The following is a 17,569-nucleotide window of genomic DNA, read 5'->3' on the forward strand; positions in this document are numbered from 1 at the left end:
TTCCTTACCAAATCAAAGCCTTTCTTTAATTTCAGCATTGGACTGAAAACTTATTATTTTGGCATTAACGGTTTATAAATCTTCTGCAGGTTCGGGTAAAACCTTTACGCTCGTAAAGGAATATGTCAAGTTGCTGATTAAAAGGCCACAAGACTTTAAACATATCTTGGCCATTACCTTCACCAACAAGGCTACGGAGGAAATGAAAACCCGTATTCTCAAGGCTTTGGAAGAAATGGGAGCCGGGAAGGAAACTCAGTTGTTCAAAATATTAGTTACCGAACTGGCCGCAGAACTCACTCCACTCAACATTCAACAAAGGGCAGAAGAAGCCTATGACCTGATTATTCATAATTATGGTCGTTTTGAAGTGTCCACCATCGACAGTTTCTTTTCTAGGGTGCTTAAGTCTTTTGCTAGGGAATTGGATTTGCCACTCAGTTATGAAGTAGAAATGAATACTTCCATGGCCTTGCAAGAAGCCATGAATGAGCTTTTTAAAAGCCTAGACGACAATAAAGAAGTACGGCAATGGCTTACTCAATATGCCAAAGAGCAAATTGAAAGTGATAAATCATGGAACGTAGATCAGCAGATCGAAAAGCTTGGCGGTAACCTCTTTAGAGAATCCTTTCAAGATGGTTTTAGTGGGCTAAATCTTAGTTTCGATGAACTGAAAGCTATCATTGAATCGCTCAGATCAGACATCAAGTCTTTTGAGTCGGCCTACAAGTCAATTGGAAATCAGGCGTTGGATGCTCTTGAGAAAAACGGTTTGGCAATAGCTGATTTTCATTATGCTGGAAGTGGAGCCATGGCGGCATTTAACGCCGTGCTAAAAATTCAAACGGATATTGATGAGAAAAAGCGCTTTTTACAAACACTCAATGGTGATATGCCATGGGGAGCAAAAAAGAGTGCCAACTTTGATCAGGCCAATGAACTGGGAGAAAACTTGCTGAACCAGTTGGGAACGGAAGCACTTGACTTGATTGAAAACAAATTATTTGACTACAACACAGCCAAAGCCATTCTGAAAAATGTCTATGCTTTCGGTTTGCTGGAAGAACTGAATAAGTATTTAAAAGAATACCGCGATGAGCACAATGTGATGCTTATTTCGGACACTAACATCATTCTCAAAGACATTCTGGAACAAGCCGATGCACCTTTCATCTTCGAAAAGCTCGGTAGTTTCTACAAGCATATCATGATCGATGAGTTTCAGGATACCTCCAATTTTCAGTGGAGCAACTTAAAACCTTTGATCATTAACGCCCTGTCAGAAGACAATGAAGTATTGATTGTAGGAGACGTAAAGCAATCTATTTACCGTTTCAGAGGTGGGAATATGCGTCTGCTGCTTTCTCAAGTGAAGGAGGAGCTAGGTGCTTTTTATCCCAAGGAAGCCGATAAAGTGTTGAATGATAACTGGCGAAGTTTAAGCAGTATTGTCACCTTCAATAATAACTTGTTTGGAAAACTGCCGGAAGCTTTCGGTAAAAACGAGGTCTTGCACGATACAGCTTTGTTCACCCAAGCTTATGAAAACCACGAGCAACAAATACAAGGGGGAGAGGGTGGCTATGTGCAAATGCGTTATTATTCTTCCGATGACGAAGATGAAAAATGGCAGGCGCAGTCCATAAATGACCTTCTAATTCAAATTAGAGAGAACCAAGAAAAGGGATTTTCACTGAGCGATATGCTTATCTTGGTGAATCGTAACAAGGAAATCTCAGATATCGCCACTGCTTTTTTAACTGAGAAAATCCCTTTCATCAATGGTGAATCGCTCAAGCTTCAGCAAAGCGAATCCGTTTTGTTTGTACTGGAATTGCTTCGCTATTTACAATCAGGCAAGGATGAAGTGCTGATGCTTAACCTCATCAGTCTTTTCTTTAGGTTGAACGACATTCCCGAGCAAGCTGTAATGCTGCGTGGAAAAGGAGAGCGAATGACTTTGGAAGAAGCGGGTTTCCCTCAAGAATTCCTGACCAGACAATACGAAATCAAGCAGTATGCACTTTTTGATTTGGTGAGCGAATTATTACTCATGTTCGACATCGAAGAGAAATCGGATGTGTATCTGCAACAGCTATTGGATGTTATTCTTGAGCAATCGCAAAGAGGTGCTAATTCCATCAATACTTTTTTGGAGTGGTGGGAAAAGGAGGGAGATAATCAAACGGTAGCCACAAGTGAGAAAACCAATGCCATAAGAATTCTGACGATTCATAAATCTAAAGGGCTGGAATCGCCTATTGTTTTTATTCCCTTTGCCAATTGGGATATTTTGCCGAATGCTACCACACATCAGTTTTGGACGAAGAATATTCCTGAGCAATACCAATCGCTTCAATACATTCCGCTCGATTTCAGCAAGGGCACATTGCTGAAATCTCATTTTCAAGATGACTATTATACCGAAGCGGCAGAAAGTGCACTAGATATTCTCAATAAAACCTATGTGGCTTTTACTCGGCCTAGAGAGAAACTCTATTTAGGAGCGCCATTACCCAAGAGAATTGGAAGTACTAAAATCCATGAGTTCTTATTGGATTTACTTCCTGAAATTGGATTGCTTTCTCAAGAAGAATCAACTTATACGCAGTTCAGTTTGGGTACTGATGGTCAGAAAATAGGAAGCGGAGAGGAGATAGGTGCCTCAATAGCGATCAGCATTTATCCGCAAGTTTCCTTCCTCAATCAGCTGACGATCCGCAATGATTCGGAACGATTTTTTATGCTGCAAGAAACTGAAGAAGCGCAGAATATTAGCTTAGGAAATCAGGTGCATGAAGTATTGTCTGCCATTCGGGTAAAGGAAGATTTAGAAATGGTCTTAAGGCAGTTTTTACAAGCTGGAGAGTTGGATCATAATGCAATAGCCCTGGTAAAGGACCGAATCCTCAGGCTTTTTGAGGACCCAAAAATCAGTGTCTGGTTTTCGGATGAATATGAGGTTTTTAATGAAAGAGAAATTTGGTTCGAAGGCAAAGCCCATAAACCCGACCGGCTACTGATTAAAGGCAAGGAGGCAGTGATTATCGACTATAAAAAGGAAAAGGAAAGCCCAGCCCATCAAGAACAAGTAAAACGCTATATGAACGCCATAAAAGCCCTTGGTTTTGAGCTAGTCTCTGGTCATTTAATTTATGTGGAACCAGTGATAGTGAAGGAGGTAGCTTTATCATGAAAACCTTCCACCATCTTATAGTAGCCCAGATTCAGGAAAGCGACTTGCAACAGTTGAAAGGCCATTGCTTTGTGTTTCCTACCAAACGTGGAGGCGTTTTCTTCAAGCGCGCTTTGCTTCAAAAATACGGTCATCATGATTTTATGCTGCCCACCATTTTCAGTATTGAAGACTTTGTCCAGCGCATGACAGGCTTGTCCATTACTGACGAACTCACGCTGCTTTTTCACCTTTTTAAAATTTACCAAAAGCGAGATAAGGATTTAGAATTTGATGCTTTCTATGCCTGGGGAAAAGTGATTCTGAAAGATTATGACGAGATAGATCGCTACTTGGCCAATGCCAAACAGATCTATTCCGACTTACAGAATATTAAAGAAATTGATCATGTTTTCGGTTATAATGACGAATTCAGAGAGATCATTGCTCGTTTCAGAACCCTGACGGAAAAGCAAGACAAAACGAAACTACTCACCGAATTCTTGAAAATATGGAAAGAGGTCGGTGCGGTGTATGAAGACTTTCAAGGTGAATTACTGAAAGAAGAAAAGGCTTATGGCGGGATGCTGTACCGCAATTTGGCTTCGGTACTGAGCCAAGACCACTTTGAGCATCCTTTCGATTATTATCATTTTTGTGGTTTCAATGCCCTTTCCAAATCGGAAGAAGTGATTTTTGATGCTTTGGTAAAAGCGAAGCGCGCCCAGTTGTATTGGGATACGGATAACTACTTCATGGTCGAGAAGAAAGAAGAGGCTGGCGACTTTATGCGGGAATACCGAACCAAATGGCCCGACAGTATTTGGTTCGATGCTGATTCTTTAAGTGATCCCAAAACGATACATGTGCATGCTGTGCCGCAAAATATGGCGCAAGCGCATTTGGCTGCAAAGTTGGCCGGAGAACTCATTCAGCAAGGTGCCAAGCCAGAAGAAACTGCCATTGTATTGGCCGATGAAAAGCTGTTGGTGCCCTTTCTTTACGCCATGCCACTGCACGGCCATAAAGTCAACGTAACGATGGGGTATCCAATGAGGTCTACCATCGTTTTCGATTTTGTGCTTAGCTATTTGGAGTTGATGCGAAAGGCACAAACCACCGACCAGGGTTTGGTTTTCCATACCTACGATTTGCGACCTTTCCTTTCTAATGCCTACACCGCGCTTTTTCACGAAGGCATTTATCAACAATTGAACGAATGGTTTGTTCGGGAAAAGAAAACCAAAATTGGCTTGAACGAATTGCTTGAGAAAGTGAAGTCAAGTCAGTTGCAAGCCTTGCTCAAAGCGGGTAAAGAATGGGAAGGTGTTGCTTTGGCCTTAAAAACTTACCTCACAGCCGCATTCTATGATTTTAAAGAGAAAGACAGCGGACTGACGGATCGTGAGTTTATCTATTTTTTCCTGAAGTCGCTCAACCAGCTGAACGACTACCTAAGACAGAAAGAAACCTTCTCCTTAAGGTTGATCAAGAAAATTATTCAAGAGCATTTTAGGGCGGTGAAAATACCTTTTGAGGGTGAGCCAGTGCAAGGGGTGCAGGTGATGGGTTTTCTAGAAACCAGAACTTTGGACTTCAAACATATCATAGTGGTTTCGGCCAACGAAGGAAAACTTCCAACCACCAGAAACTCCAATTCTTATATTCCTTATGGCTTAAGAAAGGTGTTCCAGTTACCTACTTTCGAGGAGCAAGATGCCATTTATGCCTATCACTTCAAGCGATTGTTACAGCGAGCAGAAGAGGTTCATTTTGTCTATGATAACACCACGCAAGGCGATTCGACAGGAGAGAGAAGTCGTTTCATTTTGCAACAGTTAAAGCGATACAAGAAGCTTGATCATTATACTATTCTAGAGAAATCGTATGAAGGGCTTGTTCCGAAAGCCATTAATTCGAATGAGATTTCGATTCCAAAAGGGCCTGAGGTAAATAAACTACTGAGTCGCTTTTTGCAGGGCACAGAAGATAGTAAGTTCTTGTCGCCCACTTCCCTTACCAATTACATTACCTGTCCGCTAAAGTTCTACTTGAAAAATGTAGCCAGCTTTAGAGAATTGGATGATTTGGATGAAGATATTGATGCGCGAAATCTTGGAATTGTAGTGCATGAGGTGTTGGAGTTTTTATACAAACCTTGGCTGAACAGGGAGATAGGTGCGGAGCAAATCCGTTTGCTAAAGGGCTTGGTCGAAAAGCAGCTGATTGATTCTTTAGAACGAAACAAAATTATTCAAGAAAACCAACATCTGTCGGGTAGAGATTTGGTGACCAAGCAGGTGATGGAGCAGATGATTCAAAAAGTATTGGATTTAGATGCGCAAGAAGCTCCTTTTAAAGTGATTGGTTTGGAAGCAGAAGAATTTGAAACGCTGGTAGCCATTGATGGAATTGGCCAAGCCAGGGTCAGTGGTACGATAGACCGAATGGATGAAAAGGCTGGCGAGTTACGCATTACTGATTATAAAACGGGTAAGGTAGAATTTGTAGGCAAGGCGCTGATGAATAAAGATCCAGAGGCTTATATTGACAAGTATTTTGATGACCCAAAATACAAGTCTGGTTTCCAAGGCTACCTCTATGCGGTGCTCACAAAAGGTCATTTTGACCTTCCTGTAAAAGTGGGGATTACGAGTATGCGTAAGTTGAGCGAAGGCACGCAGTGGCTTCGAGATGGTCAAGCCATTCCCGCTGAGGCCATTGCTATGTTTGAAGAAAAGCTTCAAAACCTAGTACGCGAAATCTACAATCCAGCAATTCCATTTGCTCAAACCGATGATTTAAAGCGCTGTGAGTATTGTGAGTTTCAGCAATTGTGTAAAAGGGGATGTTAATGGTATAGATATAAACAGGTCGCCCCGCTGGGGCTTGTTGATTTTATGGCCAAGGTTTTTACAAAAGTTCACCCCGCTGGGGTTCATTAAATTCAAAAAGACGAATTGGATTAACTAAACTTATTTGCGGGCTTGGCCGGAGATAGATCTCCAATTGTTAAAGTCTTTGATAAAAGGCCCAGCGAGACGACCCATTTCTATGAAATTCATTAAACTAAGCCTGGTTCAGAAAGCCTGATTTAGCTATGATGTGCGTGATTGTTTCGCCCTATAAAAGTCCCAGAGGGACGACCCGTTTGTAGACTTACAAACATAAATTAACCGCTAAGCTCCGTAGGAGCGACCTGTGTTTTACTTGATATTCAGCAAACAAGTTAGGTTGAGAAAGACTGCTTTTTAAGTGTCGCTAAATTAAGGTTTTGGCTTGCTGTATGCTTGAAATAAAAGTCCCAGCGGGACGACCTGTTTGTAGGCTTGCAAACAGAAATAACCGTTGAACTCCGTAGGAGTGACCCACATTATCTCCATTTCAATTCCCTTCAAAACCTAAAATCAATTATCTTTCCGCATGCGTATTTTGAAACTCCTCATTCTGGTATTAGTACTCGGAATTCCATCTAAAACTTCAGCCCAAGAGATTTACAATACAGACTATAGCTTTACCATAGAGGGTTTGCCTGCCGGTGAAAATATGCGTTTGGCTTACTATTTAGGTGAAAAACAATACATCAAACAAGAGGTACTTTCTCAAGAAGGTGGTTTGGTAACCTTTAAAATCGACACGCTTCATGTTGGTTTGTGTATGCTTGTGTTTCCAGATAACAACTACTTTGAGTTCGTTGCCAAAGAGCCTAGGGTGATAATGAAAACGAATAAAGACGATGTTATTGGAGCAATGGAAGTGATCGCGTCTGAAGAAAATGCAAAGCTTTATGAATACCTAAAGTATAATAATCAGAGGCAAATGGATTTTCAAAAACTAGAGGCCAATACTGAACTAAGCGATGCCCAAAGAGCGACTGTCCAAATGGATATGGAGCAAAAGGGAAAAGAAAAAAGGGAAGAGTTTATTGAGAAATACCCAGAGAGTTATTTAGCGCAATTGATTGCGTCCTCTATTGAATATGAGCCAAAAGAAGCCCCAGCTGGCTTATCAGAAGATGAAATTTCGGCTTACACCTTTTATGATTACCGAAAGCATTACTTCGATAATATTCATTTCTCTACAAGTGAAATCCTTTATTCGCCAGTCTTTCATCCAAAGATGATGGCTTATATAGATCAATTGACGGTACCGCAACCTGATTCATTGATTGTGGCTGCCGATTACATATTGAAAGAGACTAGTGCCAATGATGAGTACTTTAAATACACCTTGATTACCCTGTTGAATAAGTTTGCTAAGAGCAATGTGATTTGTCAAGACGAAGTCTATTTGCATTTAATTGACACTTACTACTTGAATGGAAAGGCAGTTTGGATGGATGAAGAAGGACTGTCGAAGTTGAAAACTAGTGCCGATAACTTAAGAAATAACCTCTGTGGCAGACTAGCGGTCAATTTTGAACTGCCAGATGTAAATGGAGCAAACCAGTCACTTTATGCACAATCAGCGGACTGGACGATCCTTGCCTTTATGCAAACCGATTGTATTCCTTGCGAAAAGACGTTGGAAGAACTATCTAAATTGGATCAATCCGTATTACCTTCATTTAATGTGGTCACTGTTTTTGCTGAAGGAGATAAACCTGCTTGGAAAGGAGTCCTGATGGAGAAGACTAAGTCAAACTGGGTAAACTTGATGAATATTGGTGATTTGCTGAATGCGGAGCGCGATTATAACGTTCAGTCTTTTCCAACACTTTATTTGCTCGATAAGGAGAAGCGAATTGTACTTAAGAGAATCAGTGTCTCTCAAATTTCTGACTATCTAAAGAGTCTAACTAACTGAGACTTCTGTATAAACTAATTAAATAGTTGGTTTTTTGATTTAAACCTAATACTTTAGTTTCAAATCAGATTGCTATGATGTCTACTCACTTTCGTTTTGCTCTTCGGTCCGTATCGCGATTCAAAATTCCCAGCTTAATCAATTTTTTAGGCTTTACTGTAGGTCTTACAGGGGCGATTTTGCTCTTCTCAATTTTACTTCATGATGTTTCCTATGATGGCTATCATCAACGAAGTGACGAAATTTACAGGTTATCGACAGGTTTGAATATGCGAGATGGGAAACGACATTTTGCTTCCACATCTGTAATGAGCGGTGATAATTTATCAGAAGTAATTCCTGAAATCACAGACCGGGTGAGACTGCGTTATCAGACCTTATCATTGACTTTGGGAGATAAGATTTTCAGTAATGAAAACGCTGCTTTTGTAGATTCTGGTTATTATAGCGCTTTTACCACCGAGCTGGTTGCTGGGCAATTTCCCAAAGAACAAAGTGATATTTTGATCAATGAAAGTACCAGCGAAAGGTTATTTGGTACTACTGACCCCATCAATCAAGTAATTTCTTCTCAAGGAATTTATGGCTCGAAGGGGTTGACTGTTGTAGGAGTTTTTAAGGATTATCCTACCAATGTTTCTTTCCGCCCAAACATCTTAGCCGATTTTCAAATTATTGAACCTTTGAGCAATAAGAACTATGGCTCCATTGTGCCTGGATTGAATACTTTTTTGGTAACCAATGGAAGAATTGATGTTGAAGAACTCAATGAGAAACTCAATGAATTCTATAAGGAAAACATAGGAGACCTGCTTGATATTGTAGTACATGAGGCTGAAGTCTATTCTGGTATGCATTACCATCGAGGATTGGAGTTTGATATAGGGCAAAAGCATGATAAGAATACGCTTTGGGTTATAGCTGTATTGGCCATTTTTATTATCATCTCAACACTGATTAATTTCTTCAATATGCAAACAGCCTTGGTCATTCAAAGATCAAAAGAGCTTTCTATCAAGCAGGTATTGGGAATTACATGGGCTTCGAAAATCAAACAACAAGCTTATGAATCGATGATTGTGCTTTTGCCTGCCTTTGCATTGAGCGGTGTAATGATTTCAGTGGCTTTAAATGAGTTAGAGCAATATACAAACCTAACCTTGGCCAATGGCTGGTTCTCGGCTGACAACTTATGGTGGTTGATGGGAGGATTATTTTTGATTTTCTGGATGATTACCGCGGGAGCTTCATTGTTAATGAGTCGTTGGAACAGCCATTCTGTTGTTTCAAATTATAAAACCAAAGGCCAAAGTAGTGTTCGTACATTCTTGATTGGGTTACAATTTACTTTAGCGGGCTTCTTTATTTTCAGTGCGAGCGTAATCTCAGATCAGTTGACTTACATGGAAACCATAGATTTAGGCTACGAGCAAGATGACCTGATGACGATTACGCTAAACCAAGTTTCTGGTTATGACCAAGCAAGAACAATTAAAACAGCTTTTGAAGGAATTGCAGGAGTAAAGAAAGCGAGTCTTTCAACCGCTCCAATTTTTGGGTGGCAAAGTAAAGCCAACTTCTCCATTAGAAAAGATACCGCAGTTGAGAATCACTTGCTTAACGTAAACCTCATAGATGCCGATTTTGTAGAAACCAATGAAATGCTGGTTTTGGTAGGGGAGAATGTTGTTGAGAACGGAAGAAAATTATTACTGAACGAAAAGGCCGTCAAAGCACTGGGTTTTTCATCCAATGATGAGGTGGTTGGCCAAAAAATGATGTATTCCATGCGCGACACCACCATGGAGTATACCATCAGTGGAGTGGTAGCTGATTACCATTATGCGACTATGCACGATATGATAGAGCCCATGGTGCTCTTGACCAATGAACTTGGAGGCTACTTCAACCTCACTTTAAGAACAGAATCTAACGATGATCAATTGACTACAGCATTGGAGAAGAAATGGGATCAGTTTTTCCCAGGCTATCTGCTGACTTATAACCTTGTGGAAGAATCCATTGACAATGCTTATCGACAGGATTATCAGAAGGGAGCATTCTATCAATGGGCTACTTTACTTTTAGTGTTCGTTTCGGCCATGGGCATTTTTGGCTTGACTTACTTTTATGCTGATCAGAAGCGCAAAGAAATTGGCATAAGAAAAGCAATAGGAGCCGGAATGCAGCAAATTTTAGCACAAATAGGAAAACCAATTGCTTGGGTTTGTCTTGCCTCAGTTTTGATTTCTGTCCCCCTGTCTTTTTATTTTTCAGGAGAATGGCTGTCAGGCTACCAATATAGAGTCACACTTGGCGCAGAACATGTAGCCCTTACTGTAATTCTGATGGCCTCACTTGCTGCACTTGCATTGATTTATCCTGGAGTAAAGGCCAGTAAAATCAATCCTGTTGAGGCGCTACGACAGGATTAAGAACGAGTTGACTATCCGAGGTTTATATTGTTCTTTTAATCGAGGGTAACTTGTTTACTTAAATGACCTGTGCAGGTCAATCGAGTAAGCACATATGCCAGAATATTAATCTACTAACAAATAGGTAATGTTGGCTTAACTCTTCTGTAAATCAGGCCTCATATATCCTTAATATTCCTTCAATCCATAGCTTGTTTAGTGCTTCTAGCCATGCGATGCTCTTAAATTCTTAACACTAGAGCGGACTCTCTTGCCTTTTTCTTAATCATTTCGAAACGACTAGTTTTTCTGCAATGGTCAGATTTGGCACAGCAAATTTTTAACCTAATCTATCTATGAAAAGACTTTTACACACACTCGTACTAGCACTCTTAATTTCCAGTGTTGCCGTAGCGCAAAACGGAATTATTAGTGGTAAGGTGACTGACGAAATCGGCTTAGGACTACCTGGAGCTACAGTTTTTATTCCAACCATCAATAAAGGGGGAGTTACGGATGTTAACGGAAACTATACCTTAATTGAAATACCAGAAGGAGACCATAACGTAACGGTTTCTTATGTGGGTTATAAAAAAATAGAACAAGTAATTACTGTGGTAGCAGGCCAAACTACCCTTAGTAATGTTACCATGGAACCTGGTTATACTCAAGCGGGTGAGGTTATGGTAATTGGAGACAGACTGAAAGGTCAGGCCAAAGCATTGAATCAGCAGCGAACCAACGCCAACATTACCAACGTAGTGTCTGCTGATCAAGTAGGTCGTTTCCCTGATGCTAATATTGGAGATGCACTAAAGAGAATCCCAGGTATTACCATTCAGAACGACCAAGGTGAAGCCAGAAACATTATTATTAGAGGTCTTGCCCCACAATTGAATTCGGTAACTCTAAATGGTGAGCGTATTCCTTCAGCTGAAGGCGATAACAGAAATGTTCAGTTGGATTTAATTCCTTCTGATATGATTCAAACCATTCAGGTAAACAAAGCAGTATTGCCAAATATGGATGCTGATGCGATTGGCGGTTCTATTAATTTAGTTACCCGTTCTGAACCTACAGGACAAAGAATTTCTGGTACTTTGGCTTCTGGTTACAACTTCCTTTCTGACAAAGCCATCTGGACAGGATCATTGATTGCTGCAGATCGTTTTGCCAATGGGAAATTAGGGGCAGTTTTTTCCGCTTCTTACAACAACCATAACTTTGGCTCAGATGATATTGAAGCGGTTTGGGTAAAAGGTGATGATGGCAATGCCTATATTGATGAGTTTGATATTAGAGAATACAGGGTACAAAGGGTAAGAAGAAGTGCTAACCTTGCTTTGGATTACCAAATCGATAAAAACAATAAGATCTTCCTTTCTGGAACATACAACTGGAGAGACGATTGGGAAAATCGCTTTAGAATGCGCGTAAGCCAAATGGAAGATGCATTCAATGACGGTGATTTCACTAGCCTGGGGAACAATAAGTATAATGTTTCTGCCGCTAGAGTAGAGTTCCAAACCAAAGGAGGAATTGGGAGTGACAGGGTGGATAATCGTAGACTTGAAGACCAAAGAAACAGAAACTTGTCTTTGAAAGGCGAACACCAATTGGACAGACTAAAAGTGACTTGGTCTGCTACTTATGCAAAAGCATCTGAAGAAAGGCCTAACGAAAGATATTTGAGCTACAGGTCTAGCGGACAGAGTGTAAATGTTGATTTGAGTAATCCAGAATTCCCGCTTGCTGTATTGGCAAATCCTGCTGATAATGCAGGAATCGGTTTCAATGAGATTTCAGAACAGTATGGATATACTTTCGACAGGGATATCAATGGAAAGCTAGATTTTGCCCTTCCTATATCTCAAAATGGTATTTTGAAGTTTGGAGGTAGAGCAAGAATCAAGAAAAAAGAGAGAGATAATAACTTCTTTGCTTACGAGCCAAATGACGAAAACGCTTTTGGAGCCACTATTGGTGATATACCAAATAGTGATTATTCTGACGCTGGTTTCTTACCTGGAAGTCAATTTAGATCAGGGATATTCGGAACCCCACAGTTTTTAGGAGGCCTTAATTTGAATTCTGGGGCTTTTGCTTCTGAAGATATTTTGGAAGAATATTTGGCCGGTAATTACAGTGCTACTGAAAATATTTATGCGGCTTATGCCATGTCGGATATTCAGTTAACTGATGAATTTTCTGCCATTTTTGGTTTGAGGTTAGAGTCTACAAGCATTGACTACAAAGGTTATGTATTCGATATTGATGAGGAAGAAGAACTTGGCGAAGTTGAGGATTCTCAGAGCTATACTAACTTTATGCCAGGTGTTCATTTGAACTACAATTTCTCTGACTTTTCAATCTTAAGGTTTGCTTTTACCAATACCATTGCCAGACCAAATTATTATGATCTTGTTCCTTATGTGCAGTTCAGTGCCGAAGACGAGGAACTAGAAAAAGGTAATCCAGAGTTGAAAGCGACAACTGCTATGAACTTTGACCTGATGTACGAAAACTATTTCGATAACATTGGTATCGTTTCAGGTGGTGTGTTTTATAAGAACCTAGATAACTTCATTTACCCGCAAAGGGTAGAAGGCTATAACGACCCAGTATATGGCAATGATTTGCAATTCACTACCTCAAAAAATGGTGGTACAGCAGAGATTTATGGTCTTGAAGTTTCCTTCCAAAGACAAATTTGGAAAGGCTTAGGATTGTATTTGAACTATACCTACACTGGCTCTAATACAACAGGTATTCAAGGTAGAGAAGCTGACGATTTGGAACTTCCTGGCACTGCCAATAATATGTTCAATGCTTCTCTTTCTTATGAGACCGAGAAGTTAGTCTTAAGAGCTTCACTAAACTTTGCTAGCGATTATATTGATGAGCTTGGTGGAGAGAGTTTTGAAGATAGATACTATGACAAGCAGACTTTCGTAGACGTAAATGGATCATATGCTTTCAGTAAAAATTGGAGATTCTTCTTTGAAGTGAAAAACTTAACAAATCAGCCGTTGCGTTATTATCAAGGCATTAGCTCAAGAACTATGCAAGCTGAATACTACAATGTTAGGTTCAATGCTGGTGTGAAATTCGATTTATTTAACAATTAATAAGTCAGGGAAAGTGGTTTGATTTGAACTGGTAACCCTGATGCTTCGCGGTCAGGGTTTACTGGTTTCTCGACTAACAGCAGCTAACCACTTCCTTTTATTTTTTTATATGAAGAAATTAACACTAAGTATTGCCCTTGGGGTTGCCGCTATTGCGGTGTCTTGTGGAGGCACAAAAGAGAAAACGGCTTTGGGAATAGATGCCATTAAGCCAATAGTAACTACAGAAGCAACCCTTCACGATACAGATGATCCTGCCATATGGGTTAATCCTACTGATCCTGCTCAAAGCATGATTATTGGTACCGATAAGGATGTGGATGGTGCTTTATATGCCTTCGATCTGAATGGGAAAGTGATTGAAGAAAGGACCGTTCGAGGCTTGAAGAGGCCTAATAACGTAGACATCGAATATGGTTTAGTCGTAGCTGGCGACACTGTTGATATTGCGGTTACCGGAGAAAGATTCACACACAATATGCGAGTCTTTGCTTTGCCTGAAATGAAAGCGATTGACAATGGTGGAATTCCTGTTTTTGAAGGTGAGGAGGCAGCTGAATTCAGAGATTTGATGGGAGTAGCCCTTTATAAAAGGCCAATAGATGGTGCAATTTTTGCAATTATGGGCAGGAAAAATGGACCAGTTGATGGTACTTACTTATGGCAATATTTATTGGAAGGAACTGATGAAGGAACTGTGAAAGCTACTTTGGTGAGGAAATTCGGATACTTTAGTGCCGTGAAGGAAATCGAAGCCATTGCTGTAGATAACGAGTTGGGCTTTGTTTACTATTCAGACGAAAATGTAGGGGTGAAGAAATACTACGCAGATCCTGAAATGGGGAATAAAGAATTGGCCTTGTTCGGGAAATCTATCTTTTTAGACGATAACGAAGGTATTTCCATTTATGATGCTGGTAATGGTAAAGGATTTATTCTGGTGTCAGATCAGCAGGCAAATCAATTTCAGATCTTTTCAAGAGAAGGCACTGTAGATAATCCACATCAGCATGAATTATTGAAAACCATCAAAGTTTCTACCAACGAAAGTGATGGTTCTGAAATTAGCAATGTGGCTTTTAATGATACTTTCAAACACGGAATCTTTGTAGCGATGTCGGATAACCGCACTTTCCAATATTACCGAGTGGAGGATATTCTAGGTGACCTGTTGAAAAAGTAATCACTAAAAACCGAATTCTATCAATTTAAAAGTCTAGGCCTGCCAAAAGTGTAGCGTCTAGACTTTTTAACTTTTAAACAACTGCTGGAACTGTACGCTTCCACCTGATTTTCACGGCTGAAAGCTTTTCGGTTTCTAAACGAACAGCACTGAGCACATTGAAACCGTTTTTCAGATAGAAGGGCAAGGGCATGGTATATAATGAGCCGTCTGATTTTTTACTGGTGTCATTATCTATCACCCAACCATTAAGAATTTCAAAGTCTTGTTTGGCTAAGTTGAGTAGCTGTTTTCCAAATCCCTGTTTTTGAAAAGCACTATCTAGGATAACTGAAAACCAGGTTTCTTCATTTCGGATAAAAACAGAAAGCCAGCCGATAATTGTTTCATACTGATGACAAAGCATGTAATGTCTCAGCTGATCAATATTGGCAAGAAATTTATCAAACTCGGAAATATCATTGTAACTCAGCGAAGCTGGGTATTCAGCATTCCACAAGTCCATTACCCTTTCTTTTTGCTGCGCTGATAACTGTTTGGTTTGAATGACTTGCATATGACGGGAAAGGTAAAAAAGTGGAATTGAATATTCACTTATTTGCCCAGGAAAAGTAATGGCTATTCATTCTTCTTATCTTAGCCATATTATTGAATAATACTGAATTATGAACAGTCGTAAAACCATTTTCTTTATCCTTTTCTTATTGTCGTTTGTGGGCATAACTAATGCCCAAGACCTTCCTTTCAGAGAAATGCCACCTTTCGCGAAGGCTTACACTTCAGGTACTTTGATGGGGCGCATGTCTGACGGGCTTGGTTTTAGATTTTATTGGGCTACAGAAGGGCTTAACGTAGACAACTTAAACTTTAAAGCAGGAGAGGAGTCGAGAACTATTGGAGAGACCGTTGACCACATCTATACTTTGGTGTTAATGTTCACTAATGCGGTAATGGAGCAACCCACTACCTTTCCAATTGAAACCAAAGACCTAACTTTTATAGAGAAAAGAAGTAAGGTGTTATCTTTTATTCAAACCGCTAGTGCCTTACTTAAAATGAGTAACGATGAAGATTTTGAGCGTTACAATTTGGTGTCGCAATTTGCAGGTGGAAACGGACAAAAATTACCTTTTTGGAATGGACTAAATGGCCCGCTGGAAGATGCCCTGTGGCACATAGGTCAGGTAGTAACGCTGAGGAGAATGGCTGGTAACCCAATTAACCCCAAAGTAGATTTTATGAATGGGAGGATTAATAAATAATTATGGCTTAATAATGCTAATATCAGACATATTCAATGCTTGTCTATTCTACTCAGAGAAAATAAAAAAGGGCGAATAATGATTATCCGCCCTTTCAATAAAGATTTAAATTCAATTAATACTTCGCTGGCGTTCCTGCTGGTGGTATTGAGTTTTTGATAAACTCTCTGATGTCCTCATTCGATTTGGCTAAATCCTCAGCCCTTAAATACATCATATGGCCACTGCGGTAACCTTTGAAACTCATTCTGTCTTTTAGTTTACCACTTGGGTCGGTCTGCCACATGTTGTACTTGGCATTAAAGTAGGTTGTAGCGCCATCGTAGTAGCCACTTTGCGTCATTACTTTTAAGTAAGGATTCATGGCCAATGCTTTGCGCAGACTCTCGGCAGAGTTATCACCTGAACGATCCCAAGGATTTACTGGGCCAAACATGTTGTATTTGATGTCAGTTTTGTAGCCCAACTCATTCATGAAATATTGATTGATGGCTGGTGTAAATGAATGTAGCCAAGAAGTGAGCTCAGCATTAAAATCTGGCCCCATACCTGCGTCCATTCTATCAATACCCTTATAGCGCGAATCTAAACGACCAACGGTATGACCTTCATGACGAAGTAAATCTTTCCAGAAGAAGTTATATGGTACATCAAGGTTATGCTGTCTGATGATTTCTTCCTCTAAACCAGAATAACGCGCAAACATTTTGATCGCTTCATTTTTTTCAGATTCCGTAGCCCATGCGCCTTTGGCCATTACGGGGATGAATTTGTTAATGGCGTAACTTTCAACTTCATCCAGCACTTCTAACAAATCTTTGCTTTGCAAATCAGAAGGAAGTTGTTTATGGTACCAAGCTGTAGCAGCAAAATATGGCAGACGATTGGCTACTTCAACTGGGCCACTTCTCTCTATACCCATATCAGTAGGTGACACTAAAATAACACCGTTCAGGTACATCCACTGATTGTTCTGAAGCTCGTAGGCCATTCCAGCAACACGCGTAGTTCCGTAGCTTTCACCAATTAGATACTTGGGTGAACTCCAACGGTTGGCACGTGTTACAAAAGTGTTTACCCATTCAGATAAATAGGCGATGTCTTGTCTCACCCCAAAGAAAGTCGATTTACTTGCTTTCGGATCTGTGATTCTAGAATAGCCAGTGTTTACTGGGTTCACGAAAATAATATCCGCTACATCTAAAATCGAGTTCGGGTTATCCTTCACACCATAAGGCTGAACAGGGTAACCTTCATCGTCTATTTTTAGAATACGAGGGCCAGTATAAGCCAAGTGCATCCAAACAGAAGCAGAACCAGGGCCACCATTGAACGAAATCACCAATGGACGACTGTCTTTGTCTTTGACATCAGTTCGCTCGTAATAGGTGTAGAACAAGGTCGCAATCGGATCTCCATTATCATCCCATACGGGTTGTGTTCCAACAGTAGCAGAGTAGGGTACACGCTTTCCTTTGATGGTGACCTCATGCGTGGTCACCACTTTGGATTCTACATCAATTTTGCGGCTCTGGGCCATTCCAGAAATGGAAATGGCCAGAAGCGCTATTAGAACTTTGATTTTCATACGCTATAAA

Annotated in this window: 9 protein-coding genes; 7 read left to right on the forward strand and 2 right to left on the reverse strand. The window is 40.3% G+C overall.

From position 1 onward, the window contains the following. The first annotated feature begins 58 nt into the window (after window positions 1–58). The 6 genes from VOI17_RS03255 (at window position 59) to VOI17_RS03280 (ending at window position 14,709) form a co-directional block, all read left to right on the forward strand. A complete protein-coding gene (locus VOI17_RS03255; protein WP_323755806.1) occupies window positions 59–3,199 on the forward strand; it encodes a UvrD-helicase domain-containing protein in 3,141 nt (1,046 codons plus the stop codon). Continuing rightward, window positions 3,196–6,033, forward strand: a complete 2,838-nt coding sequence (locus VOI17_RS03260; RefSeq protein WP_323755807.1) for a PD-(D/E)XK nuclease family protein — start codon at window positions 3,196–3,198, stop codon at window positions 6,031–6,033. The genes VOI17_RS03255 and VOI17_RS03260 overlap by 4 nt, the downstream gene beginning before the upstream one ends. Before the next feature lie 568 nt (window positions 6,034–6,601). After that, window positions 6,602–7,984: a thioredoxin-like domain-containing protein gene (locus VOI17_RS03265; RefSeq protein WP_323755808.1), complete on the forward strand. Its 1,383-nt coding sequence runs from the start codon at window positions 6,602–6,604 to the stop codon at window positions 7,982–7,984. A gap of 74 nt (window positions 7,985–8,058) precedes the next feature. Next, a complete protein-coding gene (locus tag VOI17_RS03270) occupies window positions 8,059–10,419 on the forward strand; it encodes an ABC transporter permease (protein WP_323755809.1) in 2,361 nt (786 codons plus the stop codon). Between the two features lie 335 nt (window positions 10,420–10,754). Beyond that, window positions 10,755–13,526: a TonB-dependent receptor gene (locus VOI17_RS03275; protein WP_323755810.1), complete on the forward strand. Its 2,772-nt coding sequence runs from the start codon at window positions 10,755–10,757 to the stop codon at window positions 13,524–13,526. Window positions 13,527–13,635: 109 nt separating this feature from the next. After that, window positions 13,636–14,709: a phytase gene (locus VOI17_RS03280; RefSeq protein ID WP_323755811.1), complete on the forward strand. Its 1,074-nt coding sequence runs from the start codon at window positions 13,636–13,638 to the stop codon at window positions 14,707–14,709. A gap of 73 nt (window positions 14,710–14,782) precedes the next feature. Here VOI17_RS03280 and VOI17_RS03285 read toward each other — a convergent pair whose 3' ends face one another. After that, window positions 14,783–15,265, reverse strand: a complete 483-nt coding sequence (locus VOI17_RS03285; RefSeq protein ID WP_323755812.1) for a GNAT family N-acetyltransferase — start codon at window positions 15,263–15,265, stop codon at window positions 14,783–14,785. 109 nt (window positions 15,266–15,374) lie between these two features. Between VOI17_RS03285 and VOI17_RS03290 the strand changes: the two genes are divergently transcribed. Further along, window positions 15,375–15,971 carry a hypothetical protein gene (locus tag VOI17_RS03290; protein WP_323755813.1) on the forward strand — a complete coding sequence of 199 codons (597 nt, stop codon included), beginning with the start codon at window positions 15,375–15,377 and terminating at the stop codon, window positions 15,969–15,971. 115 nt (window positions 15,972–16,086) lie between these two features. On the opposite strand, the gene VOI17_RS03295 is transcribed toward VOI17_RS03290, so the two are convergent. Next, window positions 16,087–17,559: a S10 family peptidase gene (locus VOI17_RS03295; protein WP_323755814.1), complete on the reverse strand. Its 1,473-nt coding sequence runs from the start codon at window positions 17,557–17,559 to the stop codon at window positions 16,087–16,089. Window positions 17,560–17,569: the final 10 nt, after the last annotated feature.

It is taken from the genome of Roseivirga sp., from assembly GCF_034669765.1.
In the GTDB taxonomy this organism is placed as follows: domain Bacteria; phylum Bacteroidota; class Bacteroidia; order Cytophagales; family Cyclobacteriaceae; genus Roseivirga.

Excerpts from the sequence above, each read along its gene's own strand:
- VOI17_RS03260 (WP_323755807.1), top strand. The coding sequence starts at position 3,196 with ATGAAAACCTTCCACCATCTTATAGTAGCCCAGATTCAGGAAAGCGAC.
- VOI17_RS03265 (WP_323755808.1), top strand. The coding sequence starts at position 6,602 with ATGCGTATTTTGAAACTCCTCATTCTGGTATTAGTACTCGGAATTCCA.
- VOI17_RS03270 (WP_323755809.1), top strand. The coding sequence starts at position 8,059 with ATGATGTCTACTCACTTTCGTTTTGCTCTTCGGTCCGTATCGCGATTC.
- VOI17_RS03275 (WP_323755810.1), top strand. The coding sequence starts at position 10,755 with ATGAAAAGACTTTTACACACACTCGTACTAGCACTCTTAATTTCCAGT.
- VOI17_RS03280 (WP_323755811.1), top strand. The coding sequence starts at position 13,636 with ATGAAGAAATTAACACTAAGTATTGCCCTTGGGGTTGCCGCTATTGCG.
- VOI17_RS03285 (WP_323755812.1), bottom strand. The coding sequence starts at position 15,265 with ATGCAAGTCATTCAAACCAAACAGTTATCAGCGCAGCAAAAAGAAAGG.
- VOI17_RS03290 (WP_323755813.1), top strand. The coding sequence starts at position 15,375 with ATGAACAGTCGTAAAACCATTTTCTTTATCCTTTTCTTATTGTCGTTT.
- VOI17_RS03295 (WP_323755814.1), bottom strand. The coding sequence starts at position 17,559 with ATGAAAATCAAAGTTCTAATAGCGCTTCTGGCCATTTCCATTTCTGGA.